We start from the raw sequence: 24,722 nt of genomic DNA on the forward strand, positions 1-24,722 counted from the left end.
TGTCGTCGTCGGTTCATGGTCTTTGGTTTCCTTTCTCGAACTGTTGCGACACGTTCACGATATATCGGAAACGGTCGGTTGGCAACCACGTCGACCACCCGGGGACCTGGCCGACCGGGGAAGACGGCGGTCGGCGATACTCGAGGCACTAGCGAAAACACCCGAACGACCTGGGAGACCCGACCTCCGATGCTGGACCGTGCGGTCATCGACGCCCTGTTCCCCGCGGATCTGCCCGAGCCTGAGCACTGGGAACAGCGCTATCCGGCCCGGCAGCTGCCCGACGGCGCGAAGGTGACCCGGTTCGGCCCGTCGCCGACCGGCTTCGTGCACATCGGCGGCATCTACGTCGCGACGATCGACCAGGACGTCGCGCGCCGCTCCGAGGGCCGCTACTTGGTGCGCGTCGAGGACACCGACCAGTCGCGCGAGGTCGAGGGCGCGCTGGAGCAGTTCGAGCGCGGCTTCGCGTACTTCGGACTGCAGGCGGACGAGGACGCGGTGCGCGGCGGCGAGTACGGCCCGTACCGGCAGTCCGAGCGCGAGCAGATCTACCTCACCTACGTACGGCACCTTCTGCGCGAAGGCCGCGCGTACATCGACTTCGCGACGAAGGACGAGCTGGCGTCCATCACCGCGCGGCAGCAGGCGACGAAGCTCCCGACGGGCTACTACGGCTCGTGGGCGATCTGGCGCGACGCTTCGGCGGAAGACGTGCAGGCGAAGCTCGACGCGGGCGAGCCGTGGGTGGTCCGCTTCCGCGCGCCCGACGACACCGGGCAGCGCGTGCGCTTCACCGACGCGATCCGCGGCACCATCGAGGCCGAGGCCAACCGTAATGACGTGGTGATCCTCAAGAGCTCCGACCAGAGCCCGCGGCTGCCGACCTACCACTTCGCGCACACGGTCGACGACCACCTGATGCGGGTGAACCTGGTGATCCGCGGCGACGAGTGGATCTCGTCGGTGCCCACGCACCAGCAGCTCTTCGAAGCGCTCGGCTTCGAGCCGATCCAGTACGCGCACATCGCGCCGCTGATGAAGCAGGAGGGCGGCAGCAAGCGGAAGCTGTCCAAGCGCAAGGACCCGGAAGCCTCCGTCGACTTCTACCTCGAAGCCGGCTACCCGGTCCCGGCGGTGCTGTACTACCTGCGCGGCCTGGCGAACGGACGGCTCGCCGAGATGCCGCTGCCCGAAGCGCTCGACGCGCCGATCAACCTCGACGAGTGCGGCGTCGCCGGTCCGCTCGTGGACCTGGTGAAGCTGGACGACCTCGCCGCCGACTACGTCGCGACGCTGTCCGGCGAGGAGATTCTCGCCTCCGTGCTCGAATGGGCCGACCGGTTCGACCCGGAGCTGAAGGCGGTCCTGGAGTCCTCGCGCGAGCTGGCGTTGCGCGCGCTGGCGGTGGAGCGCGAGGGCGTCGAGAACCCGCGCAAGGACCTGAAGAAGTGGAGCGAGTTCCGCGCGGTCTACGGGTTCTTCTTCCCGCAGCTGCACCAGGCAGCGACCGGTCCCGACGACGAGCGGATCGCGGCGCTTGGCGTTCCGGCGGACGTCGTGCGCGCGGTGGCCTCGGACTTCGTGTCCGCGTACCAGCAGCTCGACGACGGCCAGGAGTGGTTCCAGCAGATCCGCGACGTCGCGGCGAAGCACGGGTTCGCCAAGAACGCCAAGGAATACAAGAAGGACCCGGACGCCTACCCCGGTTCGATCCGCGAGGCGTCGCAGATCATCCGGATCGCGATCACCGGGTCGACCCGCAGCCCGGACCTGCACTCGATCACGCAGGCGCTGGGCGCGGAGGAAACGTTGCGGCGCTTCGGAAATCTGGTCAACTAGCCCCGAAACGGCCCGCACCGAACCTGGGGCGGGCCGTTTTCACGGCCGGTTCAAATAGGTCAGCACCGCCAGGACGCGCCGGTTGCCGGTGTCGTCGTCGGTGATGCCGAGCTTGCCGAACAGCGACGTCGTGTACTTGCTGATCGCGCTTTCGCTCAGGAACAGCCGTCCGGCGATCGCCGCGTTCGACAGGCCTTCCGCCATCAGTTCCAGCACTGAACGCTCGCGCTCGGTCAGCGAGCCGAGGCGTTGGTCCGGCGATCCGCTCGTGAGCAGTTTCGAGATCACCGCCGGGTCCATCGCGGTGCCGCCGGCCGCGACGCGTTCGAGGGCGTCGATGAACTGTTCGGCCTCGAAAACGCTGTCCTTCAACAGATATCCGACGCCGCTCGCGCCGTCGGCCAACAGCTCCCGGGCGTAAAGCTGCTCGACGTGCTGCGACAGGATCAGCACCGGCAACCCGGGCGTCTCGCGGCGCGCGGCGAGGACCGCGCGCAGGCCTTCGTCGGTTTGCGTCGGCGGCATCCGGACGTCGACCACGGCGACGTCCGGCCGGTGTTCGCGCAGCACGGCGACGGTTTCCGGGCCGGTCGTCGCGGTCGCCACGACCTCGTGGCCGTATGCCTGCAGGAGCCGGACCAAGCCGTCCCGCAGCAGGTAGAGGTCCTCGGCTACGACGATGCGCATGGCACCATCATCCACGCTCGGGTCGGCCCGCCCGCCGGGCTGGTCAGCTCAAGAGTGCCGTCGAAGACCGCGAGGCGGCGGCGCAGTCCGGCGAGTCCGCCGTCCGGGCGGAGTTCAGCCCCGCCGAGACCGTCGTCCCGGACCTCCGCGCGCAGCTGATTCCCTTCCTGCCGCAGCGAAACCCACACGCGCGCCGCGTGGGCGTGCTTCACCGCGTTGGCGAGCAATTCGGCGATTCCGAAGTACAGCGCGGATTCGATCGGCGGATCGAGCGGCTGCGGCAGATCGGCCTCGACAGTCACGTCGAGCGGCAGGTCCATGGCCATCGCGCGGACCGCGTCGACGAGACCGCGTTCGTTCAGCACCGGCGGGCTGATTCCCCGGACCAGCTCGCGCAATTCGGTGAGCGAGGTGGCCGCGCCGGCCCGGGCGTCGCGCAGCAATTCCTTGGCCTGCTCGGGATTGGTCTCCATCAGCTTCTCCGCCGTCGCCAGCGCGAGGCCGAGCGCGACCAGCCGGGCTTGCGCGCCGTCGTGCAGATCCCGTTCGATGCGGCGGATTTCCGCGGCTTGCGCGATGGTCGTGTCCGCGCGCAATGCGGTCAGCGTGTCGACCCGGTCGGCCAGTTCCATCGTCGTGGACGCGCCCAGGAACCGTGTGGCCACCGGGATGACGCTCCGCCACGCGTAGGGCGCGGTCGCGATCGCGATCAGCAGACCGGCGAGGTACCCGACCGGAAAGTGTGCCAGCGGTAGGACCGCCGCGGCGACGCCGAGCAGCGGCACGACTGCGACCAGTCCGAACGAGAACGGCGCGAGCAGGGCGAACCGCAGGTCCCGCCAGGTCGCCGGGTCGTAGCGCCAGTTCTTCAGCCGCTGTTCGCGCCGGGCCTCTTCCTGGGTGCGCGAGTAGGAGTGGCCGTTCCACCAGTATCCGGTCGAGAGCTGGGTGATCGGCGGCAGCTCGCGGTACCCCGGCGGGAGCACGATGCCGGTCCAGTTCGCCACCAGGGCCCGCGTCATCCGGCAGACCGGCTTCGCGAGCGCCAGCGTTCCGATCCCCGCCCAGATGAACGGCGCGATCCACGACCACGGGCTGCCGCCCCACAGTTGCCACAGGCCGACCGCGGCCGCCCACACGGCCGGGATCAGCAGGGCCACGCCCGCCGCTTGGGCGGCGCGCACGAATCCCACCCCGCAGCCGCGCACCCAGGACCGTAGCTGTCGCATCGTTTCTTCCCCCTGTCCATCCGGCTTCGCGGTCCACTGTGCACCACGAAACGCCGGATCCCCGCCGCTGCGGGACAGGAGTGGGTCTGGACCCACCCGCTCGTGCGGCCAGACCCATACCGGGCCCGGCCGCGGCTTCCTAGCGTTGCTGGCACAACGGGAAACCACAAGGGAGAACAAATGATGGAGACCATCGAACGCACCGCCGTCCAGCGTCCGTTCGGCCTCGTGAAGGGGTTCGTCGCGGCCTACGGAGCGATGGGCGCGGCCGTCTTCGGCACGATCGTCGCGCTGGCCGCCGCCGACGGCACGGCGACCGGCTTCATGTGGACGCGGTCCGCGCTGGTGCCGGTGAGCGCCGCGATCGTGTACTGGCTGGTCACGCTCGCCGCCCGGGGCTCGCGCCGGGCTTATCAGCGGGCCCGGCTCATTGCGGTGGTCGCGCCGATCGCGCTCGTCGGCGTCGACCTGATCCCGGGCGTGTGCCCGCTCTGGTTCCTGCTGCTGCAGACGGCCTGCGCCGTGCTGCTGGCCTGCGCGGCGGTCCCGCTCGTCCGGATGCGGGCTACGTTCCCGAAGTGACCCTCGGGACCAGCCGGATCCGGGTGTCGAGGTTGCGTTCGACGGCCGAGCGGCTCGACAGCAGGGGGAACGAGCCGCCGGACGCCCACAGGTCGTTCAGGTCCCGGTAGTGCGGGCTGCGCGGGTCGCCGGACTGGCCGGGCGCGTTGATCGCCCGCGACGCGTCCCAGTCGCCGACGTCGAGCGCCATCTTGAAGGTCGCGCCGATGATCTGCTGGTAGGTGAGCGGGTGGAAGAACGACGGGTGGACGGTCTGGTAGTCGCCGCCGACCGGGGTCGGGCCGACGTCCGGGCCGCCCGCCGGGTGCACGAACTCCTGGTACTGCAGCGAGCCCCAGCGCCATTTCGCCGGGTCGCCGCCGAGTTTTCCGGCCACGTCGCGGAAGGCGAGCGGGAGGGTGTCGAGGATCAGCTTGTCGCGTCTGGCCGCGCCGCCCGGGCCGAACCACGCGTCCGGGTCGGCGAAGGACGCGAGCACGAGGCTGAAATCCGGATTGATGGTGCGGGACAGGACGTCCGCGGCGGCCTGCGGGAGCATCGTGTGCGCCCAGCCGCCGTGGAGGTACTTCAGCAGCCACGTTTCGTACAGCGCGGCGGGCGCGGACTCCACCGAGGCGACGCCGTCGAAGCCGCGCAGCAGGTCGAGCGCCTTCGCGGTGTCCGGGTCCGTCGAGGAAAGGTTCCGCAGGTACGGGATGAGGCGGGTGGCCAGCAAGGATTTTTCGTCGCGCTGGATGGCGAGCGAATCGGCGACGCGGGCGCGCGGCGTCGACTTGATCAGCTCGTCGATCCGCTCCTTGCGGTACGGCAGCTGCCATTCGTAGTTGGACACCACCGGGAAGCCCGGCGGGAGGTTGTAGTCGTTGGCGGAGGCGAAGAATCCGGCCGGCGGGTTGTGCTGCCACGGGAGTTCGGAGTTGGCGTGGAAGCCGTTCCACTCGTAGCGGCCGTCTCCGGGGACGGGCAGCAGACCGTCGTATCCGGCTCCGGTGCGGCGCGGGGTCAGCGCGCCGGGGACGTAGCCGATGTCGCCGTGGACGTCGGCGTAGACGAGGTTCGATCCGGGTGCGCCCCAGGTGCGCATTCCGGCGGTGAAATCGGTGAAGTTGCGGGCGCGCTGGTAGTTCAGGCTGCCGAGATAGGCGGCGCTGCCCGGTTCGGTCCACGCGGTGCGCACGGCGAAACCCCGGTTCGCGGCTTCGTCGACCTTCACGATCGGGCCGTGCCGGGTGAAGGACAGTTCGCGGGTCACCGGCTGGCCGCCCAGCACCGGGATCGTTTCGGTGACCTTGGTGATCGGTTCCCAGCCGCCGCGGTAGCGGTACCGGCTGTGGTCGGCGGGGTCGAGGTCGTAGACGTAGAGGTCGGTCTGGTCGACCGGCAAGTTCGTCAGGCCGAAGGCGACGGAATCGTTGTGGCCGATGGCGATGCCCGGGTTCCACGGTTCGCCCGCGCCGGTGAGGTTCAGGCCGGGCGCGGAAAGCTGGGCGACATAGCGACCGGACGGCAGCGCGTCGGCGCCGCGGTGCGGGTCGTTGGCGAGGATCGGCCGCCCGGTCGCGGTGCGGTTCGGGCCGATCGCCCACGAGTTGCTGCCGCTGGTGGCGTCGGCGATGTCCTTCGGCCCGGCGACGCCCTTCGGGAACGTGACGGCCGCGGTCGCCTTGTTGTACACGGAAAGCACGTCGCCGGGGACTGCACAGGGGTCGAGTCCTTCTGGCACCGCGGCTTCGTGGTCGGGATGCAGGCTGCGGAGGTACTTGCTCGCGTTCGGCCCGGCCTGGCACACCATCTGCGCGCGGGAGACCTCCCACATGAGGTTCTCGCCGATCGCGTGCGTGCGGATGCGGACCACGTCCTCGGGTTGCCAATGCGACGGCTGGTAGCCGAGTTTGCCGAACTCCGGCGGGGCGGCCTTCGGATTCTTGGCCAGCCAGTCGATGTACGAGTTGATCCCCTCGGTGAAGCGGGTGGCGGCGAGTTTGGCCTCGGGGCCGTAGGACGCCCATTCCTTTCGCATGTCCCCGCGGTAGAGGAACAGCCGCGCCGCACGATCCTGGTCCACATAGGACTCGCCGAGCACCTCGCTGAGCAACCCGAGACCTCGGCGCCGCCAGGTGTCGAGCTGGAAGAGCCGGTCGCGGGCGACGGTGAAACCCTGTGCGTAGAACAGGTCCGCGGTGTTGGCGGCGTAGATGTGCGGGACGCCCCACTTGTCGACGAGCACGTCGACCGGGCGGGAAAGACCGTCGAGACCGATCGCGGGGCTCGCCGAGGCCGGCGTCGTGCCGAGCAGCGTCAGAACGAGTATCAGGACGGTAGCTTTCGACCGCATTTCCCCACCCCCGGCAGCAGCGTTGACCCCGCGCACGCTAATCGCGGCGGTCGCGGGGACCCACCCCTGAACCGGGACGAGTAGGGGGAACCGGACGCCGCTCGCCGCCGTCCAAGGTGCCGCCCGGGAGCCGTTCCATTACTGTCCCGAGCCAAACCGGACCCCTGGGGGAAGCGATGCGACGAGTGGTGGCGGCTGCGGCTGCCTTGGTTTGCGTGCTGGGGCTCGCGGCCTGCGGCAGCGGCGCCGAGGGCGGCGACAAGAACGTCGTGGGCGCTGGCAGCAGTGCCGAGCCGGAGGCCAAGGACGGCGGCAAGACCGGCACGCCGCTCGCGAACACCGATCCGTGCAGCCTGCTCCAGCCCTCCGACGTGCCCGAACTCAGCCAGGAGAGCACCACCGCGCCCAAGGCCGACGGCCGCCGGTGCGAGGGCCCCGGCTACAGCGTGAGCCTCTCGGAGGTCGACGCGGAGGGCTACGCCGTCCAGTTCGAGGGCTCGATGGTCAAGCCGATCTCCGACATCGCCGGGTACAAGGCGGGCGTGATGGACACCCGCGGCTCTTGGCAGAACAGTTGCGCCGTCATCCTCGCGGTGACGACCAACGAGCTGGTGTTCGTCGCCGTCGGCGCCAAGCCGGACCCTTCGAAGAGCTGCGATCTCGCGAAGAAGGCGGCGACCGCCGTCGCGGGCCGCATTCCCCGCTGAGCTACGAGACGTCCCCGATCGCCTCGTCCAGAATGGACAGTCCGAGGTCGATCTCGCTTTCGGCGGCGGTCAGCGGCGGCGCGATCCGGAACACCCCGCCCATGCCGGGCAGCTGCACGATGTTCATGTGCAGCCCGAGTTCGAGGCACCGCTGCGTCACGCGCGCGCCGAGCTTGTCCGCGTCCGGTCCGCCGCCGCTCAGTTCCAGTCCGGCGAGCAGTCCCCGGCCGCGGATCTCGCCGACCGTCTCGTGCCGCGCCGCGATTTCGTCCAGTCCGGCGCGCAGCCGGGCGCCGAGCTGGCGGGCGCGTTCGTCGAGGCGGTCGCGGATCAGCACGTCCAGGACGGTGTTGCCGACCGCGGCCGGGAGCGGGTCAGAGACGTGCGTGGTGAAGAACAGGTACCCGCGTTCGTGGGCTTCCTGCTCGATTTCCGCGCTCGTCAGCACCGCGGCGAGCGGCAGACCGGCCCCGAGCGTTTTGGACACCGTGAGGATGTCCGGGACCACGCCGTCGTGTTCGAAGGCGTACCAGGTTCCGGTGCGGCACAACCCGGTCTGTGCCTCGTCGAGGATCAGCAGCATGCCGCGTTCCCGGCATTTCTGTTGCAGCGCCGGGAAATAACCCGGCGGCGGCACGAGGATGCCGCCGGAGCTGAGGATCGGCTCGACCAGGCACGCGGCGAGGCTGCCGACCGACTGCGCGTCGATCAGGTCGAACGCCAGGTCCAGCTGGTGCTGCCAGTCCGGCCCGCTGGGCACCGGAATCGCGAAGTTGCCGGGCGCGCCGGGACCGTAGCCCTTGCGGCCCGCGCTGTAGGTGGCGCTCGCCGCGGCCTGCGTCATCCCGTGCCAGGACCGGGCGAACGAGACGATCTCGTGCTTGCCGGTCACCAGCTTGGCCATCCGCAGCGCGGCCTCGTTGGACTCGGCGCCGGTGGTGAGCAGCAGCGCCTTCTCCAGCGGGTCCGGCAGCGTTTCGGCGAGCCGGCGCGCGAGATCGACGACGGGGCGGCTCAGCATCCCGCTGAACAGGTGGTCGAGCTTCGCGGCCTGCTTCCGGACGGTCTCGACGATCTCCGGATGCGCGTGCCCCAGGATCGCGCTCATCTGCCCGGACGTGAAGTCGAGGATCCGCCGTCCGTCCTCGGTGAAGACGAAACTGCCCTCGGCGCGGTCGATGATCTCGCCGGTGAACGAGCCGGGGCCGGCGTAGCGGACGAGGTGCCGGTCGACGTCGGACCAGAAGGTGTCGGTGCCCATGGGAGTGACGGTAGAGCCGCGCCGAGCGCCGCGTCCATCTCACAGTTTCCGCTTGCTTGTGCGATGACATCGAACAACGATGGGGCCATGTTGAACCCGGGGCGGCTGCGGCTGTTGAGCCGGCTCGCCGTGCTGGGCACGGTTCGCGCGGTGGCGCAGGACGTCAATCTCAGCGCCTCCACGGTGTCGCATCAGCTCGCGGTGCTGGAGACCGAAACCCGCACCCGGCTGCTGGAACGCACCGGCCGCCGCGTCCGGCTGACTCCGGCCGGGGAGAAACTGGCCCGGCAGGCGCGCGCGATCCTCGACCATCTCGACGCGGTCGAGGCCGAATTGCGCGGCGACGAACCGGCCGGGCTGGTGCGGATCGGCGCGTTCCAGAGCGCGATCCACACCTTCGCCGTCCCCGCCGCGACGCGTCTTGCCGAGCGCTATCCGCGGCTGGAAACCGAGCTGGCGGAACGGGAACCGCACGAAAGCGTCCCGGCGCTGCGGGCGGGCGACAGCGACGTCGTCATCACCACGACCGACTTCGCCGACCTGCCGCTCGGCCCCGATCTCGAGATCGTCCGGCTGGCGACCGACCCGATCGTCCTGGTCACCGCGCGCGACCGGCCCGAGCCGCCCGGACCCGCGGTGCTCGCGGAGTACGCGGACGAACCGTGGGCGCTCGACATTCCCCCGTCCTACATGGCGAATCTGACGCTGCGGCTCTGCCGCGAATCGGGGTTCGAGCCGCGCGTGGCGTGCCGGTTCAGCAACTACCTGATGACGTTGCAGCACGTCGAGGCCGGGTTGTCGATCGCGTTGCTGCCCGGGCTGGCGGTGGACCCGCGGTACCGGGTCGCGACGAAAGCACTGGCGACACCGGTGACGCGCACGATCGTCGCGGTCACCCGGCGGGGATCGCCGCGCCCGGCGGCGGTGAACGCGGTGCTCGACGCGCTGCGGCAGCCGGTCGAGCTTCCGCCGATGGTGGAGCAGGGCTAGCCGACGAGATCCGCGACGATCTGCGCCGCCGGAGCGATGTTTCGGACCAAACCCGCGGACTGACCGGCGTAGTGCGCCAGGGCTTCGAGGTCTCCGGTCATTCCCGGCACCGGAATCATGTCGTCGTAGCGGTGCCACGGGTTCCCGACCGCATCAGTTGCTACGACGTCGCCTTCGCCGGGGCGGTCCGTACGCGGTTCGCCCGCGGCTTCCCATTGCGTGAGCGTCGAATTGCGCAAGGCGCGGTGCGGCGCGTCGGGCCAGCCGCCGTCGAAACAGCGGGTGTGGATGGCGTCCTCGAGTTTTGCGGCGAGCACGGCTTGGCGGTAGGAATCGTGGGTTGCCGCCTCGGTCGCGGTCAGGAATCGGGTGCCCAGCCAACCGCCTTGTGCGCCGAGAGCGAGTACTGCGGCAAGTCCGCGGCGGTCGGCGATTCCGCCGGCGGCGAGCACGGGAATCGGGGCGACCGCGTCCACGACGGCGGGCACCAGCACGAGCGTCGACGCTTGGCCGCGGACGTGGCCGCCCGCTTCCCAGCCCTGCGCGACCACGACGTCGACGCCTGCCTCCGCCGCGCGTCGCGCTTCGGCGACCGAGCCGGCGGTGTGGATCAGCTGCGCGTTTTTCACGCGCGCGGCGACCTTGGCCGGGTCGCCCCAGAAGGTCGAAATGATCGGGACTTCCTCGGCGAGGCAGGCGTCGACCACGTCGTCGATGGGGAAGTCGAGCACGAGGTTGACCGCGAACGGGCGGTCCGTGCGGCGGCGCACCTCGCGGATCCGGCGGACCGCCTCGTCCGGGTCGGTCCAGGTGAGCGCGAGGGTCCCGAGGCCGCCCGCGTTCGAGACCGCGGCGGCGAGCGCCGGGGTCGCCGCCGAGCCGATCGGGGCCTGCGCGATCGGCACGGCGATGCCGAGCGTCTCGCACACCTGCTTCGGAAATCGAATCATGGCGGCCGATGCTAGTGTTTCGGAAATCGAAGCACAAGGAGATTCGGATGGCGACGCCGAAGCCGGGGCAGCCGGTCCGGGGCTCCACGACCGGCCGTCCGCTGATGGCCGCGCTCGACCTTTTCGGACGGCGGTGGTGCCTGCGGATCGTGTGGGAACTGCAGGTCGACACGCTGGGCTTTCGGGCGCTGCAGCAACGGTGCGACGGGATGTCTTCAAGCGTGCTGCGGCAGCGCTTGGTCGAACTCGGTGAGGCCGGTTTGGTGCGGCAGACCGACGAATCGCATTACGCGCTCACGACGCTCGGCCGCGAGGCGTTCGACGCGCTGCGGCCGCTGGTGTCGTGGGCAGATCGATGGGCCGCGTCTCTCGACGGCGGCGAATGATCGGCGGCAGGGGCGGACCCCTGCCGCCGAGCGGTCACTCGCTGTGCTGGGAACGACGGCGCAGGAGGAACGCGCCGCCCGCGGCTGCCGCGGCCGCCCCGCCGACGGCGAGCGCGATGGCCGGGCTTCCGTCCCCGCTGGTGTCCGGAGCGGTGACGGCGTAGCCGCCGCCCGCGCCGGTCTTGTCGTAGGTCGAGCCGGGCAGCTTGTCGCCGTAGCGTTTCTGCAGTTCGGCTCGGTACGCGGCGAGCGTGACGCGGGTGCCCGCCGGGACGCCGGAGACTGCGCCGTCGAGGACCGTCACGGTGTCGCCCTTGACCGAATACCAGGCGTTGACCTGCGGTTCGTGCAGCAGGTAGCCGCCGTGCGCGGCCGCCGCGTGGACCTGTTCGTCGTTGCCGGAGGCGACGTTGACGACCTTCCACCCGGCCTGGCTCGGCTGCGCCCAGACGGTCGCGGCGCGGCCGTCGGCGAGGTGGGCCGGCGAAGCGACGTAGGCCAGCGCGGCCGGGACGTCGGATTCACCCTTGATGAAGGCCGCGGTCGGTTCGTAGACCGGGATTTGGGTGTTGGCCTCGGCCGCGGCGCGGGTGGCGTGCGCGGCCGCCGGCGCCGCGCCGGGGAACTTCGTGTGCGCGAGGCGGGCGGCGGTGCCCGGGCTGGCGAGCAGGCCGGAGATCGCGGCGGTGTCCGAGGGGGACGGTCCGGCCGGCGATTCGGCGGCCGACGCCGGGTTCGCGGCGAGGACGGCCGCCGCGATGGCTCCGGACGCGACGGTGGCGCGGAGGACGGTTCGCAGCATGAGTCAGCCCACCATTCCGTAGACGGTGTGGGTCCAGGAGAATTGGTTGTTCGAGACGTAGTAGCTGTAGTCCATGGAGTTGTAGCGGTTGTTCGACGGCCACGGGTCGCCGTATTCGACGACGTTCCCGTCGGAGTCGTCGTAGCCGTAGAGGACGTGCATGTGGCCGCCGCCGGAAGTCCAGCCGATCCGGGTGCCGATGGGCTGTCCGGCGTCGATCTGGTTCCTGATGCCGGAGAACGAGAGCCGGTAGCCGTTGGAATTGTAGGTGCCGATGTTGCGGAACCCGAGGTAGCGGAAAACTCTTTGCTGGTCGCTCAGGTAGCCCTGGTTGTTGGCGCAGTCGCTGCCGGATTCGTTGTGCGCGATCTGGCAGAACCGGGTCTGGGTCAGGGAATAGCCCCAGAACGCGGCGATGGTGTTGCCGCTGGCGTCCCAGCACCACTGGTCTTTCTGCTGGGCCTGCATCGAGATGTTCGTTTCGCCCGCGACCGCGGCGGCCGGAACGGAGAGCGCGGCCGCCGCCGCGGTGGCGACCGCGGCTATTCCGCGCAGCATCGAAGAACGCACTTTCACGGGATCCTCCAACGGGGAAGCCCGGCCGGGCCGGGGAATTCCCGGACCGGTGGGGAAAGGGGTGAGACGTCCCGGACGGTACGCGCGCGAAGTTTGCGGAGACTACCGACTAACGGCGGTATTCCGTGGCCGAAGCGCTGCGGCGGATATTTCTACGCCGGTCGATTATATGCGCGTCCGGCGTCGATTATATGGGAATTCACTCCGGAAAGCATTCGGCAATCCGACTTTCGTAGGGTGTTTTTCCGTTGAACCGCGCCCGTCGTTCGTCGCCCGCCGTTCCGGCGACCCCGCGCTCCTTCTCCGGCCCGGTCCGCGCGCCGGTGTCCGAGGGGGAGGAGCGCCGGGTTCGCGCGTATGAGACACTTGATCGGTCATGACTGCCCTTCCTCTTGTTTTCGACGCGCCCAAGCGCGGCCTGCCGCCGCGCCATCTCGCCGACCTCACGGTGGCCGAGCGAGCGGAGGCCGTCGTCGAGCTGGGGGAGAAGGCGTTCCGCGCCAAGCAGCTGTCGAACCACTACTTTTCGCGGCTCACCGTCGACCCGGCGGAGATGACCGACATCCCGGCCGCCTCGCGCGAGAAGCTGGTCGCCGATCTGATGCCGCCGCTGCTCACCGAGGTGCGCGCACTGGCCGCGGACGGCGGCGCGACCCGCAAGACCCTGTGGCGCGCGCACGACGGGACGCTGCTGGAAAGCGTCCTCATGCGCTACCCGGACCGCGCCACGCTGTGCATCTCGAGCCAGGCCGGCTGCGGCATGGCGTGCCCGTTCTGCGCGACCGGCCAGGGCGGCCTCGACCGCAACCTCTCGACCGCGGAAATCGTGGACCAGGTCCGCGACGCCGCCGCGGTCATGCGCGATGGCTCCATGCCCGGCGGCCCAGGTCGGCTGTCGAACATCGTCTTCATGGGCATGGGCGAGCCGCTGGCGAATTACAAGCGCGTGGTGGCGGCGGTGCGGCGGATCACTGACCCGTCGCCTGCGGGGTTGGGGATTGGTCAGCGTTCGGTGACGGTGTCGACGGTGGGTTTGGCTCCGGCGATCCGGAAGCTGGCGGACGAGAAGATGCAGGTCCGGTTGGCGGTGTCGCTGCACACGCCGGACGACGAGCTGCGGGACACGCTGGTGCCGGTGAACAACCGGTGGTCGGTGGACGAGGTGCTTTCGGCGGCCCGGTACTACGCGGATACCTCGGGTCGGCGGGTGTCGATCGAGTACGCGTTGATCCGCGACATCAACGACCAGCCGTGGCGGGCGGAGCTGCTGGCGAAGCGGTTGCGGAAGCACTTGGGTCAGTTGGTGCATGTGAACGTGATCCCGTTGAACCCGACGCCGGGTTCGAAGTGGGACGCGTCGCCGAAGCCGGTGGAGCGGGAGTTCGTGCGGCTGGTGAATGCCGGCGGGGTGGCGTGCACGGTGCGGGATACCCGCGGTCAGGACATCGCGGCGGCGTGTGGCCAGTTGGCTGCCGAAGGTTGAGCGAATAGTTCAGAGTGGAGTAGTTGTCTTGTTGTGTGCGCCGAGCCTGCTCGATCCGGCGGCTGAGGAACTGAAACTGGCTGAGGTCAACGGCCCCCAGACCGCGGTGGACGTGGCCCGGACGGCTCGTACGCTGCTGGGCGAGCGGTTTGATTCGGGAAGCTTCATGTACGTCCTGATGCGCGCTTTCGACGTCGAGTACACCTCCGCACGCGACGCCACGCGGTGGCACGAGTTCCACGGCGGACCGCGGGCGCTCTCGGATGCTGATCTGGAGAAGCTGCTCGCTCCGTGGCTCGCCCGCTGACCGCTTCGGTCAGCTGCCGTCGAGGCGGGCCGCGGCGCGGGGGAACAGGGCGGTGGCGTTGCGGCCGATGTCCTGACGCTGCCGCATTGTCAGGCCGTCGAATTCGAGCAGGGATTTCCGGCTCGCGTCGATCGTTTCCTCGGTGCTACAAGGCACGCCGGAATCCGAGCCGTAGACGAGGTGGTCCGGCGTGGTCATCGTGAGAGCCGCCGTCAGGCAGGACGGGAACCCGGTCGCCGCGGTGTCGAGGTAGAGCCGCCGCAGCTGGGCGCGGATTTCGTCGGTGCTCAGGCTGTTCGGGTTGGGGACCCAGGCCTCGGCGCCAAGCAGGCCGAGCCGGCCCGACATGGCGGGGAGTGCGCCTCCGCCGCCGCAATGCGCGACGATCAGTTTTACGTTCGGGTATTTGCGAAACACGCCCGCGTACAGCAGGTCGACAATCGTCCGCGTGGTCTCGAAACCCACCTCCAGCAACGGGGCCGGCCGGCCCTGCACACCGTCGGCGTACGCATCGGGATGCGCGAACACCGCGGCACGACGGCGATCCAGCTCCGCCCACATCGGCTCCAGGCTCGGGTCGCTGAGGTACACGCCGTTGCGTCGGCACGTCACCGCGAAGCCGTCGGCACCCAGGTCTGCCGCTCGGTCGAGTTCGGCCATCGTCGCGGCTATGTCGTCGGTGGGCAGGGCGGCGAGCAGGCCGAAGCGGTCGGGATACCGCCGCACCAGGTCGGCACCGTAGTCATTGGACACGCGCAGTGCCGCGCTCGTGGCGGGCTGGTTGCTCAGCATCTGCATGCCGATGCCGATGCCGGTCCGGTCCATCTGCTCAAGCGTCCGCTCGACGGTCCAGTGGTAGGGCTCCGGGGCCAGGAAACAGGCGTCGCGCATGGCCCGCCAGGCCGTCTGCCGCTGTTCGGGGGTGGTCGGCGGGGTGTAGTGGGCGTGTACGTCGATCCAGGCATCGGGCATGGTGCCAGCCTGCGCGCACAAGGACCCTAAAGGAACTGCATACTCCCCATGAGCAGTATCGTCCTGATCTATGCGGCCTGAGAAGCGGCTACACGGCCTCGACAACAATCACCTGTACGCGCTTCACGGGTTGCTGACCGAGCGAACCGTCACCGGTGCCGCCGCTCGGCTCGCCCGCACGCAGCCCACGCTGTCGGCCGCGCTGGCCAAGCTGCGCCGCCACTTCGGCGACGAGTTGCTCACCCGCGTCGGCAACCACTATCGGCTCACCCCGTTCGCCGAACAGTTGCAGCCGTTGGTGAGCGTCGCGGTCGCGGCGGTCGAGCGGGTGTTCTCGGCGCAGTCGGAGTTCGATCCGGCGGGCTCCGACCGCGTGTTCACCATCGTGTCCTCGGATTTCGGGATAACCGTCGCCGGAGCACGGCTCGTCGCGTTGCTCGAAGAACGCGCGCCGAACGTGAGCGTCCGCTTCAGCCCGGTCACCGCCGAAGTGCTCGGTCGCGACGGGGAGTTCGCCCGCACCGTGGACGGAATCCTCATGCCGCACGGCTACCTCGACCTGCCGCGCTCGCTGGACCTGTTCCGAGACCGCTGGGTCTGCGTGGTCGCGGCCGACAACCCGGACGTCGGCGAGCAATTGACGATGACGGACCTGTCGCGGCTTCCATGGGTCACCACGTTCGGCGACCCGCTCGGACGAGCACCCGCGTGGCGGCAGATGGAACTGCTGGGCGTTGTGCCGCGGGTCTGCGCGATCGCCGATTCGTTCCTGGCGATGCCGCATCTGGTTCGCCGCGGCGGGGGAATCGCGTTCATGCAGCAAAGACTCGCCCGGGATCTCGCCGGGGCACTCGGCGTGCGGATCGTCGACCCGCCCTTCGATGCGATACCGATCGTCGAGGCGTTCTGGTGGCATCCGATGCACGACGCGGACTCCGGCCACACGTGGCTGCGCGGGCTGCTCGCGGAGGCCGCGTCGCACATCGAGTGAGGCGGGCCGTCCAGGCCAGCGCTCAGGAGAGCGCGAGCGTCGCTTACCGCGTCACCGGAACCGTGAACTGCAAGCCGTTGAGCCCGGTCTAGTGAGCCTTGGCCCGGCGAACCTCGGCGCTGTGCACCAGTCCACGCAGAAAGCGAACGTATCCGCTGTGGCGGCTTCGCGGTGCCGTGCCCGGAACCAAGGCGGTTTCCGCGAGATCGAGGGAGTCCTCCAGCAGGGCATCATGCAGCCACCGCCACATGAGTGACCAGGCGAGCTTGTCCTTGCCGCGCACGCGCATGACCAGTTCATGCGTCAAGCGGGTATGCGTGGCGTCCATTTCTTCCACCGCGAAACCATGCGTCCCGTCGAAACCGTGTGGGCGGCGGAACCGGAACACCACCTCACGCTGGGGAACGTGCTTCACGCAGGTGTAGCGGATCGGTCCGTGGCCGCCTGAGGCGTCGACGCCCAGCGGCCGGTCGAACCGCATCGCGGGCCATCGGTCGACCGGCCACAGGCGGTCGTCGTCGGTCGCCAAGGTGTCGAGCAGGCTGCCCACTGCCTGAACGTCGGCTGCGATCACTCGGCTGTGGACGTTGCGCACCATGACGTGAACCCTCCAGTTAGCGAGTACTCTCTAAAACCAATTAGAGGATACTCCCTAAAACGTGTCAAGGAACCCGCGCGCAACGCTGGAGGTCGCGATGAGCGCGGGCGGAGGTCAGTCCCGCTGCCATCCGGGGTTCCGGCCCATCAAGTGCAGCAGCCGCTCCTGTAGCGAAGCTGGTTCGCTGAGCACCCCCGGCTCGGCAAAGAACCGATGCGTCGTATCGGCAGCCACCGGAGATTCCGCCAACCCGGCGTAGATCATTTCCAGGTTCTCGCTGATCCACGCGACCAGCGCCGGGTCGAGGCGGTCGTCGACACCCAGCGCTTGCGCCAGGTCCCAGGCGTGGACGGCGGAATCCGTAGCTCGCACGGCCAGCGCTTGATGGCCGGTCACCTTGCCCAACGGGTAGTCGAGCACCTGCTCCAGAGCGCCGGGGCGGCCGAAGGCGTCGGCGACCAGTCGCACCGATGCGGGGTATGCGGCAAACGGGTCGTCGCCCAGAGCGTCTGCGTCGCGCATGTGCAGGAACTGCTCCCGGGTGCCTCCGGCCAGGAGGTCGACGTAGTTGAGATTTCCCCGGACCATGTGGTTGACGAGCTGCCGCACGTTCCATTCCGCGCACGGCGTCGGGGCGGTCCACTGTTCGGGGCGGACGGACGACAGCCGCCGGTCGAATTCCGAGCTGGCGGCAAGAAAACGGCCGAGAATCATGGCCGCCAGTCTTTCGGCGCGAGGACGCTGTCGCTGGCGCAAATCCGACGTCGCGTTATCCCGCGTGGTCGATGAATGCGGTCACTGCCTCGACGACCGCTGCGGGTTGTTCGTCGGGGATGAAGTGTCCGGCGTCGGGGATCACGGTGCCGGTCACCTTGTCCGCCCACGGGCGGAGGGAAGCGGCCATGTCGGGGATCGAGCCGTGGGAGCTGGAGATTCCCAGTACTGGGATGGTCAAGTGCTGCCGGTCTAAAGCATTCCGGTTCTTGCGCGCTGATTCCGCGGCATCTCGGTAGTAGGCGAGAGACGCTCGCAGGCCGCCCTCGGCGGCGAGTGCGGCGGCGTAGTGGTCGGTTTCCGCGCTGTCGAACGGGGATAGGGCTTTGGCCTTCAAGAACCAGTCGACGTACTCGCGTTCGCGGCCGGTGAGCAGGGTTTCGGGAAGTTCGGGCACCAGGTGGAACGCGAAGTGCCAGGTCTTCCAGGCTCGGTCGGGGTCGGTGGGGATGGAGTCGGGGAGGGTGATTCCGGGGATGCCTGCGTCGAGCAGTGCGACCCCGTGCAAGCGGTCTTCGTGCGCAAGCGCCAGCGAGAAAGCGACCCAGGCACCGATGTCGTGGGCGACGAGCCAGTACTTCGGCACGCCGAGCGCAGTGACCGTGGCCTGAACGCGCGAGGCGACGGTGTGGGTGTCATAGCTGTCGTGCGGACGGACGGAGTGGCCTTGGCCGGGCAGATCGATCGCGAGCACGCGGAATCGTTCGGCCAGGGCGGGCATCGCTTTGCGCCAGGCCCACCAGGTCTGCGGGAAGCCGGCGAGCAGGACGACGGCGGGGCCGTCCGGCCGCCCGCCTTCCACGGCGTGGATCCCGTCGACCCAGCGGTGGGCGAATCCGGCGAGGTCGGGCAGCGGCAGTTCGGGGAACGGGTTCATGACTCGAGCCTAACTCATCTTGAACCGAACAGTTCAAGATGAGTTATCCTGGGCACATGGCCGGGAAGAAGCAGTTCGAGATGGACGTCGTGCTCGACGCGGCGATGGTCCAGTTCTGGCGAGCGGGGTACTCCGCCACCTCGCTGGACGACCTCTCCAAGGCGACCGGGCTGAACCGCAGCTCCATCTACGCCTCGCTCGGCGACAAGGACGCGCTGTATCTGCGCTGTCTGGAGCGCTACGCCGTGCGTTACGGCGACAAGTACGACCAGGCCCTGGCAAGCGCGGCCGAGGATCCGGTGCGGGCGGTGCGGGAGTTCTTCGAAGTCACCCTGCAGCGCATCGCCGACCCCGATGTGCCGGACGGATGCTTGGTCGCGCAGACCGCGATGGCGATACCGGTGCTGAGCGCGGACATCGCCGCGCGCGCGACGGAAGCGCTCGGCCTTCAGCAAGCGCGGCTGCGGACCGCCTTGCGTGCCGCGAAGCTGCCTGGTGCCGATGACTTCGCTGTGCACCTCGCGGCGGTCAACCAGTCGTTGGCCGTGATGAGCCGGGCGGGGGCGAGTCCGGAGCAGCTGCGCGCGATAGTCGACGTCAGTCTGGACGCGCTTTCGAGATCTCGCAAAGGGAAGCGCGCAGCGGCGAACTCCCGCTGATCGGGTCGCTCGGCCCTTGGCTCAGCACGAGATTGAGGTTCGCGCTGCCGTCGCCGAACGGCGGGTAGCCGGGCTGGCCGAGCGCGTCGGCGGGCTGCCACCAGCCGTGCTGTCCGCATACGACGTCCGGGCGCAGGTTGACGTTGAACCTCGCCTTCGCGCGGACGCTGCCCAGCGGCGTCTCCAGCCGAACCCAATCCCCGGCGGCGATGCCTCGGGCGGCGGCGGTTTCGGGATGCAGTTCGACGGCGGGGTCGGGCGCGGATTTGCGCAGGCTGGGGATCTCCCGGTGCTGGGTTTCGCAGAAGAACAGCGATTTCGCGCAGGTGAGGATCAACGGGTAGCGCGTCGCCAGATCCGGCCGGGACAGCGGGCTGATCGACGGTTCGGTGAAGGTCGGCAGCGGCGGACATCCGTGTTCCAGCAAGGGTTCCGAGTACAGCTCGACAAGTCCGGACGGTGTTCGGAAGCCGCGTTGTTCGTACTTGCGGTGCACGGTTTCCAGCGGCAGCCGGATGCCTTCCGGTGCGGCCCGCAGCTGGTCGAGCGTGATGCCGCTGGGCGCGAGCTGGTGCCTCCAGGCAGACTCGATGTCCCCGTGGAAGAACTGGTGCTCCAGCCCGAGCGCGAGGGCGAGATCGAAGATGATCCGCAGATCCGACCGGGATTCCCCGCGGGCCGCGACGAGCTGCGGTCGCAATTGGACAGTCGACTGCGCGGCCTGGCTGGTCTCGAAACCGACCCGCAGCGCTTCCGCTTCCCAGGCGCTCGCCGCGGGCAGCACGAGGTCCGCCTGTTGCGCGGTCGGGTTGAGGAACAAATCCGTGTGGACAAAGAAATCCAGCGCACGGAGCGCGTCCCGGCCTCGTGCGCTGTCCCCGTGGGCCATGACCAAGTTGCCGCCGAAGTTGACCAGCGCCCGAGCCCGGTAGGGCACGCCGTCGAGCGCCGCGCGGTAGAAGTCCTCCCCGGTGACGAACTCGAATCTGGCCGGGCCGAGCGGACGCTCCTGCCCGCCGATCGTCTTGGCGCGCTGTTCGGGGGCCAGCAGTTCCCGGCCGTCGACCGGATTGGTCGGCACGGGCGTGAACAGCACATTTCCGCCGGGCGCGTCGATGCATCCGGTGAGCGCGTAGAGCTGGCCGATGGCGCGCACGGTCTGCGTCGCGTTGCTGTGCTGCTCCAATCCGCTCCAGGTGTAGAACGCGACCGGGCGTTGTTCCCACAGCAGCCGGGCCGTCGCGACGATCTGCTCCGCGGGCACGCCGGTGATCTCTTGCGCGGCCTCGGGCGGGTACTGAGCGCACTCCTCGACGATCAAGTCCCAGACCCGCCGGGAGTCGCCGACCGGTTTCGGCGCGTTGGTCCACCGATCGACGAATTCTTTGTCGTACCAACCGTTCTCGATCATCACGTGGGTGAGCGACAACGCCAGCGCCGCGTCCGTTCCCGGGCGGACGCGCAGCCATTGGTCGGCCTTGCTGGCCAATCCGGCGCGACGGGGGTCGACCACGACGAGCTTGGCCCCGCGGCGCAGTGCGGCGGTGGTCGCGGTGGCGTGTGCGAGCCGCGAGACCGACGGGTTGTAGCCCCAGTAGAGGATGCATTGTGCGTGCTCGAGATCGGGCAGGTAAGCGCCGGGGACGGGCTCGCCCCAGGTGTAGAGCGTGCCGAGGTGCCGACCCCAGCCGCAGAGTTCCATGTAGACGGCGAAGTTGGGGCTGCCGAAGGCGCGCCGGAGCCGGGTCAGCCATTCGATGGTGTCCGACATCGCCGACGTCGACGGCGAGGCACTGCCGAACACCACCGCTTCCGGACCCGATTCCTCCGCGATCGCGGTCAGCCGGGACGCGATTGTCGCCAGCGCCTCGTCCCAGCTGACGCGCTCCCAGCCCGGATCGGCCGCGTCTTTCGGGGCGGTGCGGCGCAGGGGATGCAGCAGCCGGTCCGGATGCGCGACGATCTCCGGCGCGGCCTTGCCCTTGACACAGATCGCGGCGCCGGTCGGATGGCCGGGCAGCGGGCGGAGCGCGAGCAACCGCCCGTCCTCGACCGTCGCGGTGGCCCCGCACCTCGACACGCACAGCGGGCAGAACGTCGGAACTTCGGTCGCCATCGCGCACCTCCGGACTCTGCCTGGAAGTCGGGACGGCGCCGTCCGGCGTAACACCGGGTCTTTCCGCCGCGACCTTCCCGAGGTGAACAACGCCGCACCCGTGCGGTTGTCCGAATTGGTCGCCACCCTGTCGCTGGTGGCCGATCTCGGCATGGGCCGCCCGATGGAGCGCGTGCTGCGCCAGACCGTGATCGCCCTGCGACTGGCCGACGCGGCAGGCGCGGACGACCACGTGCGCGCGGCGGCTTACTACACGTCGTTGCTGACCTGGGTCGGCTGCGCCGCCGACACGAGCGAGCTGGCCGCGTTGTTCGGCGACGAGACCGAGCTGTACGCCGATAGCCACGACGGCGACCTCGCCGGCGTCGCTATGGCGATGTTCGTCTTGCGGCACCTCGGCCGCGGCGGTCCGCGACTCCGCCGCGCCGCGCTCGTCGGCCAATTCCTCGCGACGGCGGGCCGGTCGGTGCAGCAGGTCATGCAGGCGCATTGCCAGAGCGCGAGCGAACTGGCCGGACGGCTCGACCTCGGCGAGGACGTGCGCCGTCCGCTTCTGCAGTCCTTCGAACGCTGGGACGGCCGCGGCGTCCCCGGCGACGCGGGCGGCGCGGACCTCGACCCGGCGATCCGGCTGGTGCAGCTCGCCGACAACGTCGAGGCCTTCCACGACACCGCGGGCGTCGACGGCGCGGTCACCGTCGCCCGGGAACGCCGCGGCACCCAGTTCGACCCGGCCTTGGTCGACTGCTTCCTGAACCACCGCGGCGACATCCTGGCCGGGCTGGACCGGATCCAGGCGTGGGACGAGGTGATCGCGCTCGACCCGGGGCTCGGCGCCCGGCTGTCGGAGGACGAACTCGACCGCGCCCTGCAGGCGTTCGCCGATTTCGCCGACCTCAAATCCCCGCCCCGGCTGGGGCATTCGCGCGGAGTGGCCGCGCTGGCCGCGGACGGCGCGACCCGGCTCGGCCTCCCCGCAGCGGACGTCTGGCTGGTCCGCCGCGCGGGCTGGGTGCACGACATCGGGATGATCGGCGTCCCGAGCGCGATCTGGAACGCGACCCGGCCGTGGTCGCTCGCGCAGGCCGAACGCGCCCGCACCCATCCGTACCTGACCGAACGGATGCTCGCCGGAATGCCCGGCCTCGCCGCGGTCGCCCGCTGCGCGGCCCAGCACCACGAACGCCTCGACGGTTCCGGTTACCCGCACGGACTTTCCGCCGACGCCCTGCCGATGACGTCCCGGGTCCTCGCCGCCGCCGACGTCTACCACGCGCTCGGCGAACCGCGTCCGCACCGCGCCCCGCTCGCCCCCGACGCGACGGCCCGGCAACTCACCGCCGAAGCGCGCGCCGGGCGTCTCGATCCCGACGCGGTGAACGCGGTTCTGGCAGCAGCGGGCCGGCGGGTGCGTCGTACCTCGGGCGGGTTGACCGGGCGGGAGGTGGAGGTTTTGCTGCAGCTGGCGCAAGGGTTGTCGAACCCGGAAATCGCCGCTGCGCTGACGGTCTCGCGCAAGACGGTTTCGACGCATCTGGAGCACATCTACGCGAAACTCGGGGTGACCACTCGGACGCAGGCCGCGCTGGTCGCGATGCGCCGCGGGCTGACCGGGTGAAAGATCGGGCAGTTACCCGATCCCTGGCCGTGTCCGGCGTCGTAAACCTGAGGCATGACCACACAACTCCAGGCCTCCCGCATCTCCAAAGCGGGTGCCTTCATCGAAGCATTGAGCAGACAGGACTTCGCGCGGATGGAGTCCGCAATGGACAGTGCGGTGCGGCTGACCGCCTTGCTGCCGCCGGGATTGCGCGAGTTCCACGGACCGGCCGAGATCACCGCCGCGTTCACCCGCTGGTTCGGCGAGGTCGACGACTTCGAACTCGCCGAGGGCGAGGTGGACCGGGTCGGCCCGCGGCTGCACCTGCGCTGGCGAGCACGAGTGCGTGCGGAACGGCTCGGCGAGGGATGGTTCGCGGTGGAACAGCAGGCATACGTGGACGACGACGCGGAGGGACGGTTTTCGCGGATGGTGTTGCTGTGCTCCGGTTATTGCCCGGAGGACGGGGCGCGATAACTCGGTGGTCTCCCGGCGGGGAGTGCGGCAAACTCGGCGTTGTCGCCAGGGCGGCGAAGAAGTGCTTGAGCCGAGGGGTTTCCGGTGGCTTTGGGAGAGAGTTTCCAGTTCCTGCTGGACTGGTATGCCGAGCAGTGCGACGAGGAATGGGAGCACGCGTTCGGCGTCGAGCTGTCCACCTTGGACAACCCGGGCTGGTCCCTCGAAATCGATCTGGCGGACACCGATCTCGCCGGGCGGCTCATGGAGCTGTACGACTTCGAGGGCGACGCCGGCCGCTGGGCACAATGCCGGTCGGATGGCACGAAATTCCGCGGAGCCTGCGACCCGTCCTCTTTCGAGCTGGTCCTCAAGCAGTTCGAAAACTTCGTCAACCAGCCAGGCTAGCGGGCCGGATCCGTCGAGCGGGCCTCGACGGATCCACCCGGCCCGTCAGCCGGCGAGAACCGAAGTCTCCCAAGCGAAACCGTCCGGGTCCGTGATTTTCCCGGCACTCCCGCCGATGGTCAGCAGGTGCGAACCCGACCCCTCCTCCGGGCCCCGGCGTCCTTCGCCAGGGCCTTCCGTCCGTAGAGGGCCAGCTTGATGGGGCTCGTCTCGAATTCCACGTACTTGCGCCCGTAGCTCTTGCCCACCGCGAGCCCGTGCGAGACGTAGAACTGCTTGGTCGCCGCCACATCCGACGCGCCCAGCAGCAAGACCATCTGGTCGTACTCCCGAACCCCCGCGCCGGAGTCCTTCTTCGTGGAGGTCGCGACCTTCCAGATCGCCCCGTCCGGAGCCTGCACCACCCCGCCGAAACCCCACAGCGACTTGGCGGCCGGCTTCAGCGAAGTGGCGCCCGCGGCGAGGGCCGCGTCCAGGTAGGCGACGGCGTTGGCGGGTTGGGAAACGGTGAGCGACAAGGTAAATCCGCGGAAACCGGTGCTCGGCGCTGCGGCCTGCCGGAAGCGGAGGCGGTCGCCCAGATCGAACGCGGCGGTGTAGAAGCGCTCGGCGGCGGCGACATCGGGAACGTCCAGGGTGACGAAGTCGAAGGAAGTCATGCCGTAAACGCTAAGTCCGGCGCCCGCCCCGGCGCTTCTTGATTCCTGATCGCTTACCGAGCCGGACGACCGGCCAGCCACGCTTCGCGCCGGCGCGGCGACGCTCGCGACAGCCAGGCGTCCTCGATCACCTCGCTCAGCTCCTGCCGCGTCAAGGAGCCGAGATGGGCGGCGCGGATCAGCACCGACAGGTGGCCGTCGAAGTGCGGAGTGGTGAAAAACGGGCTGTCCGGGTCCTGGACCAGCGCCTGCTTGTCCGATTCGGACGGCACCCAGAACACGATCACGTCCGGATACCGCTGCCCGGTCTCCGGGTCGAACGCGTCCGGCCGCGGCGTCCGGAAGAACACGAACGATTTGCCGCCGACCTGGTAGACCGGGTTTTCCCGCGAGCCGCGCACCACCGTGACGTGGGGCATCCCCAGCGCCAGCTCGTGCACGTCCTCGACCCGCGCCCGCATGAACCTGCACGATA

General features: G+C 69.5%; 25 protein-coding genes and 1 pseudogene. 12 read left to right on the top strand and 14 right to left on the bottom strand.

The genetic code is table 11. The features are described 5' to 3' along the window. Positions 1-189: 189 nt before the first annotated feature. Positions 190-1,842, top strand: a complete 1,653-nt coding sequence (locus tag SSMG_RS07930) for a glutamate--tRNA ligase (RefSeq protein ID WP_009074511.1) — start codon at positions 190-192, stop codon at positions 1,840-1,842. A gap of 39 nt (positions 1,843-1,881) precedes the next feature. Here SSMG_RS07930 and SSMG_RS07935 read toward each other — a convergent pair whose 3' ends face one another. Together SSMG_RS07935 and SSMG_RS07940 are read right to left on the bottom strand one after the other, a co-directional pair. Beyond that, complete coding sequence (locus SSMG_RS07935) at positions 1,882-2,529, bottom strand: response regulator transcription factor (RefSeq protein WP_009074514.1); 648 nt, start codon at positions 2,527-2,529, stop codon at positions 1,882-1,884. Further along, the gene (locus tag SSMG_RS07940) at positions 2,514-3,758 is read right to left on the bottom strand and encodes a sensor histidine kinase (protein ID WP_009074516.1); all 1,245 of its coding nucleotides are present in this window, start codon (positions 3,756-3,758) and stop codon (positions 2,514-2,516) included. Before SSMG_RS07940 ends, SSMG_RS07935 begins: the two co-directional genes overlap by 16 nt. Positions 3,759-3,941: 183 nt before the next feature. Here SSMG_RS07940 and SSMG_RS07945 point away from each other — a divergent pair, with 183 nt between their 5' ends. Beyond that, on the top strand, positions 3,942-4,340 hold the full coding sequence (locus SSMG_RS07945) for a hypothetical protein (protein WP_037716770.1): 399 nt from the start codon (positions 3,942-3,944) through the stop codon (positions 4,338-4,340). On the opposite strand, the gene SSMG_RS07950 is transcribed toward SSMG_RS07945, so the two are convergent. Next, positions 4,324-6,675 (bottom strand): penicillin acylase family protein, encoded by a 2,352-nt coding sequence (locus SSMG_RS07950; RefSeq protein ID WP_037712951.1) that lies wholly within the window; start codon positions 6,673-6,675, stop codon positions 4,324-4,326. The genes SSMG_RS07945 and SSMG_RS07950 overlap by 17 nt on opposite strands. A gap of 215 nt (positions 6,676-6,890) precedes the next feature. On the opposite strand from SSMG_RS07950, the gene SSMG_RS07955 reads away from it, so the two are divergent. After that, positions 6,891-7,382 (top strand): DUF3558 family protein, encoded by a 492-nt coding sequence (locus tag SSMG_RS07955; protein ID WP_199785838.1) that lies wholly within the window; start codon positions 6,891-6,893, stop codon positions 7,380-7,382. A gap of 1 nt (position 7,383) precedes the next feature. Here the strand turns inward: SSMG_RS07955 and SSMG_RS07960 are convergent, their stop codons facing one another. Next, the gene (locus SSMG_RS07960) at positions 7,384-8,643 is read right to left on the bottom strand and encodes an aspartate aminotransferase family protein (RefSeq protein WP_009074523.1); all 1,260 of its coding nucleotides are present in this window, start codon (positions 8,641-8,643) and stop codon (positions 7,384-7,386) included. Positions 8,644-8,730: 87 nt separating this feature from the next. Here SSMG_RS07960 and SSMG_RS07965 point away from each other — a divergent pair, with 87 nt between their 5' ends. Next, the gene (locus SSMG_RS07965) at positions 8,731-9,633 is read left to right on the top strand and encodes a LysR family transcriptional regulator (RefSeq protein WP_009074525.1); all 903 of its coding nucleotides are present in this window, start codon (positions 8,731-8,733) and stop codon (positions 9,631-9,633) included. On the opposite strand, the gene SSMG_RS07970 is transcribed toward SSMG_RS07965, so the two are convergent. Next, a complete protein-coding gene (locus tag SSMG_RS07970) occupies positions 9,630-10,583 on the bottom strand; it encodes a nitronate monooxygenase family protein (RefSeq protein ID WP_009074527.1) in 954 nt (317 codons plus the stop codon). The two genes, SSMG_RS07965 and SSMG_RS07970, sit on opposite strands and share 4 nt — an antisense overlap. Before the next feature lie 47 nt (positions 10,584-10,630). On the opposite strand from SSMG_RS07970, the gene SSMG_RS07975 reads away from it, so the two are divergent. Further along, positions 10,631-10,969, top strand: a complete 339-nt coding sequence (locus SSMG_RS07975) for a helix-turn-helix domain-containing protein (protein WP_009074529.1) — start codon at positions 10,631-10,633, stop codon at positions 10,967-10,969. Between the two features lie 34 nt (positions 10,970-11,003). On the opposite strand, the gene SSMG_RS07980 is transcribed toward SSMG_RS07975, so the two are convergent. Together SSMG_RS07980 and SSMG_RS07985 are read right to left on the bottom strand one after the other, a co-directional pair. Further along, positions 11,004-11,771, bottom strand: a complete 768-nt coding sequence (locus SSMG_RS07980) for a hypothetical protein (RefSeq protein ID WP_009074531.1) — start codon at positions 11,769-11,771, stop codon at positions 11,004-11,006. Between the two features lie 3 nt (positions 11,772-11,774). After that, a complete protein-coding gene (locus SSMG_RS07985; protein ID WP_009074533.1) occupies positions 11,775-12,347 on the bottom strand; it encodes a papain-like cysteine protease family protein in 573 nt (190 codons plus the stop codon). A 376-nt stretch (positions 12,348-12,723) separates the two neighbouring features. Between SSMG_RS07985 and rlmN the strand changes: the two genes are divergently transcribed. Continuing rightward, on the top strand, positions 12,724-13,830 hold the full coding sequence (gene rlmN / locus SSMG_RS07990; protein WP_009074535.1) for a 23S rRNA (adenine(2503)-C(2))-methyltransferase RlmN: 1,107 nt from the start codon (positions 12,724-12,726) through the stop codon (positions 13,828-13,830). Positions 13,831-13,861: 31 nt separating this feature from the next. Then, positions 13,862-14,137 (top strand): hypothetical protein, encoded by a 276-nt coding sequence (locus SSMG_RS07995; RefSeq protein WP_199785839.1) that lies wholly within the window; start codon positions 13,862-13,864, stop codon positions 14,135-14,137. Between the two features lie 9 nt (positions 14,138-14,146). Here the strand turns inward: SSMG_RS07995 and SSMG_RS08000 are convergent, their stop codons facing one another. Next, positions 14,147-15,109 (bottom strand): amidohydrolase family protein, encoded by a 963-nt coding sequence (locus SSMG_RS08000; protein WP_009074537.1) that lies wholly within the window; start codon positions 15,107-15,109, stop codon positions 14,147-14,149. Between the two features lie 70 nt (positions 15,110-15,179). Here SSMG_RS08000 and SSMG_RS08005 point away from each other — a divergent pair, with 70 nt between their 5' ends. Further along, positions 15,180-16,100, top strand: coding sequence for a LysR family transcriptional regulator (locus tag SSMG_RS08005; protein ID WP_009074539.1), 921 nt, complete (start codon positions 15,180-15,182; stop codon positions 16,098-16,100). 88 nt (positions 16,101-16,188) lie between these two features. Here the strand turns inward: SSMG_RS08005 and SSMG_RS08010 are convergent, their stop codons facing one another. The 3 genes from SSMG_RS08010 to SSMG_RS08020 form a co-directional block, all read right to left on the bottom strand. After that, positions 16,189-16,698, bottom strand: a complete 510-nt coding sequence (locus SSMG_RS08010; protein WP_037712954.1) for a hypothetical protein — start codon at positions 16,696-16,698, stop codon at positions 16,189-16,191. Positions 16,699-16,812: 114 nt separating this feature from the next. After that, on the bottom strand, positions 16,813-17,412 hold the full coding sequence (locus SSMG_RS08015) for a TIGR03086 family metal-binding protein (protein WP_037712956.1): 600 nt from the start codon (positions 17,410-17,412) through the stop codon (positions 16,813-16,815). 55 nt (positions 17,413-17,467) lie between these two features. Next, a complete protein-coding gene (locus SSMG_RS08020; RefSeq protein ID WP_009074546.1) occupies positions 17,468-18,349 on the bottom strand; it encodes an alpha/beta fold hydrolase in 882 nt (293 codons plus the stop codon). A gap of 56 nt (positions 18,350-18,405) precedes the next feature. Between SSMG_RS08020 and SSMG_RS08025 the strand changes: the two genes are divergently transcribed. Then, complete coding sequence (locus SSMG_RS08025; RefSeq protein ID WP_009074548.1) at positions 18,406-19,008, top strand: TetR/AcrR family transcriptional regulator; 603 nt, start codon at positions 18,406-18,408, stop codon at positions 19,006-19,008. On the opposite strand, the gene SSMG_RS08030 is transcribed toward SSMG_RS08025, so the two are convergent. Then, positions 18,947-21,124, bottom strand: coding sequence for a molybdopterin-dependent oxidoreductase (locus tag SSMG_RS08030; RefSeq protein WP_037712957.1), 2,178 nt, complete (start codon positions 21,122-21,124; stop codon positions 18,947-18,949). The genes SSMG_RS08025 and SSMG_RS08030 overlap by 62 nt on opposite strands. A gap of 82 nt (positions 21,125-21,206) precedes the next feature. On the opposite strand from SSMG_RS08030, the gene SSMG_RS08035 reads away from it, so the two are divergent. The 3 genes from SSMG_RS08035 to SSMG_RS08045 all read left to right on the top strand — a co-directional run bounded on the left by SSMG_RS08035 (position 21,207) and on the right by SSMG_RS08045 (position 23,588). Beyond that, positions 21,207-22,742, top strand: a complete 1,536-nt coding sequence (locus SSMG_RS08035; RefSeq protein ID WP_009074551.1) for an HD domain-containing phosphohydrolase — start codon at positions 21,207-21,209, stop codon at positions 22,740-22,742. 54 nt (positions 22,743-22,796) lie between these two features. Then, complete coding sequence (locus tag SSMG_RS08040) at positions 22,797-23,201, top strand: nuclear transport factor 2 family protein (RefSeq protein ID WP_009074556.1); 405 nt, start codon at positions 22,797-22,799, stop codon at positions 23,199-23,201. An 84-nt stretch (positions 23,202-23,285) separates the two neighbouring features. Beyond that, complete coding sequence (locus tag SSMG_RS08045; RefSeq protein ID WP_100266730.1) at positions 23,286-23,588, top strand: immunity 53 family protein; 303 nt, start codon at positions 23,286-23,288, stop codon at positions 23,586-23,588. A gap of 45 nt (positions 23,589-23,633) precedes the next feature. Here SSMG_RS08045 and SSMG_RS08050 read toward each other — a convergent pair. Both SSMG_RS08050 and SSMG_RS08055 read right to left on the bottom strand, forming a co-directional pair. Beyond that, positions 23,634-24,247 (bottom strand): annotated as a pseudogene (locus SSMG_RS08050) (glyoxalase). Between the two features lie 53 nt (positions 24,248-24,300). Then, positions 24,301-24,708 carry an MmcQ/YjbR family DNA-binding protein gene (locus SSMG_RS08055; protein ID WP_009074562.1) on the bottom strand — a complete coding sequence of 136 codons (408 nt, stop codon included), beginning with the start codon at positions 24,706-24,708 and terminating at the stop codon, positions 24,301-24,303. Between the last annotated feature and the right edge of the window lie 14 nt (positions 24,709-24,722).

Origin of the sequence: Streptomyces sp. AA4, from assembly GCF_000158875.1 — a bacterium.
Lineage (GTDB): Bacteria > Actinomycetota > Actinomycetes > Mycobacteriales > Pseudonocardiaceae > Amycolatopsis.

What these genes read in the sequence shown, in the direction of transcription:
- SSMG_RS07930 (WP_009074511.1), top strand. Translation starts at nt 190, where the DNA reads ATGCTGGACCGTGCGGTCATCGACGCCCTGTTCCCCGCGGATCTGCCC.
- SSMG_RS07935 (WP_009074514.1), bottom strand. Translation starts at nt 2,529, where the DNA reads ATGCGCATCGTCGTAGCCGAGGACCTCTACCTGCTGCGGGACGGCTTG.
- SSMG_RS07940 (WP_009074516.1), bottom strand. Translation starts at nt 3,758, where the DNA reads ATGCGACAGCTACGGTCCTGGGTGCGCGGCTGCGGGGTGGGATTCGTG.
- SSMG_RS07945 (WP_037716770.1), top strand. Translation starts at nt 3,942, where the DNA reads ATGGAGACCATCGAACGCACCGCCGTCCAGCGTCCGTTCGGCCTCGTG.
- SSMG_RS07950 (WP_037712951.1), bottom strand. Translation starts at nt 6,675, where the DNA reads ATGCGGTCGAAAGCTACCGTCCTGATACTCGTTCTGACGCTGCTCGGC.
- SSMG_RS07960 (WP_009074523.1), bottom strand. Translation starts at nt 8,643, where the DNA reads ATGGGCACCGACACCTTCTGGTCCGACGTCGACCGGCACCTCGTCCGC.
- SSMG_RS07965 (WP_009074525.1), top strand. Translation starts at nt 8,731, where the DNA reads ATGTTGAACCCGGGGCGGCTGCGGCTGTTGAGCCGGCTCGCCGTGCTG.
- SSMG_RS07970 (WP_009074527.1), bottom strand. Translation starts at nt 10,583, where the DNA reads ATGATTCGATTTCCGAAGCAGGTGTGCGAGACGCTCGGCATCGCCGTG.
- SSMG_RS07975 (WP_009074529.1), top strand. Translation starts at nt 10,631, where the DNA reads ATGGCGACGCCGAAGCCGGGGCAGCCGGTCCGGGGCTCCACGACCGGC.
- SSMG_RS07980 (WP_009074531.1), bottom strand. Translation starts at nt 11,771, where the DNA reads ATGCTGCGAACCGTCCTCCGCGCCACCGTCGCGTCCGGAGCCATCGCG.
- rlmN (WP_009074535.1), top strand. Translation starts at nt 12,724, where the DNA reads ATGACTGCCCTTCCTCTTGTTTTCGACGCGCCCAAGCGCGGCCTGCCG.
- SSMG_RS08000 (WP_009074537.1), bottom strand. Translation starts at nt 15,109, where the DNA reads ATGCCCGATGCCTGGATCGACGTACACGCCCACTACACCCCGCCGACC.
- SSMG_RS08005 (WP_009074539.1), top strand. Translation starts at nt 15,180, where the DNA reads ATGCGGCCTGAGAAGCGGCTACACGGCCTCGACAACAATCACCTGTAC.
- SSMG_RS08010 (WP_037712954.1), bottom strand. Translation starts at nt 16,698, where the DNA reads ATGGTGCGCAACGTCCACAGCCGAGTGATCGCAGCCGACGTTCAGGCA.
- SSMG_RS08015 (WP_037712956.1), bottom strand. Translation starts at nt 17,412, where the DNA reads ATGATTCTCGGCCGTTTTCTTGCCGCCAGCTCGGAATTCGACCGGCGG.
- SSMG_RS08020 (WP_009074546.1), bottom strand. Translation starts at nt 18,349, where the DNA reads ATGAACCCGTTCCCCGAACTGCCGCTGCCCGACCTCGCCGGATTCGCC.
- SSMG_RS08025 (WP_009074548.1), top strand. Translation starts at nt 18,406, where the DNA reads ATGGCCGGGAAGAAGCAGTTCGAGATGGACGTCGTGCTCGACGCGGCG.
- SSMG_RS08030 (WP_037712957.1), bottom strand. Translation starts at nt 21,124, where the DNA reads ATGGCGACCGAAGTTCCGACGTTCTGCCCGCTGTGCGTGTCGAGGTGC.
- SSMG_RS08040 (WP_009074556.1), top strand. Translation starts at nt 22,797, where the DNA reads ATGACCACACAACTCCAGGCCTCCCGCATCTCCAAAGCGGGTGCCTTC.
- SSMG_RS08055 (WP_009074562.1), bottom strand. Translation starts at nt 24,708, where the DNA reads ATGCGGGCGCGGGTCGAGGACGTGCACGAGCTGGCGCTGGGGATGCCC.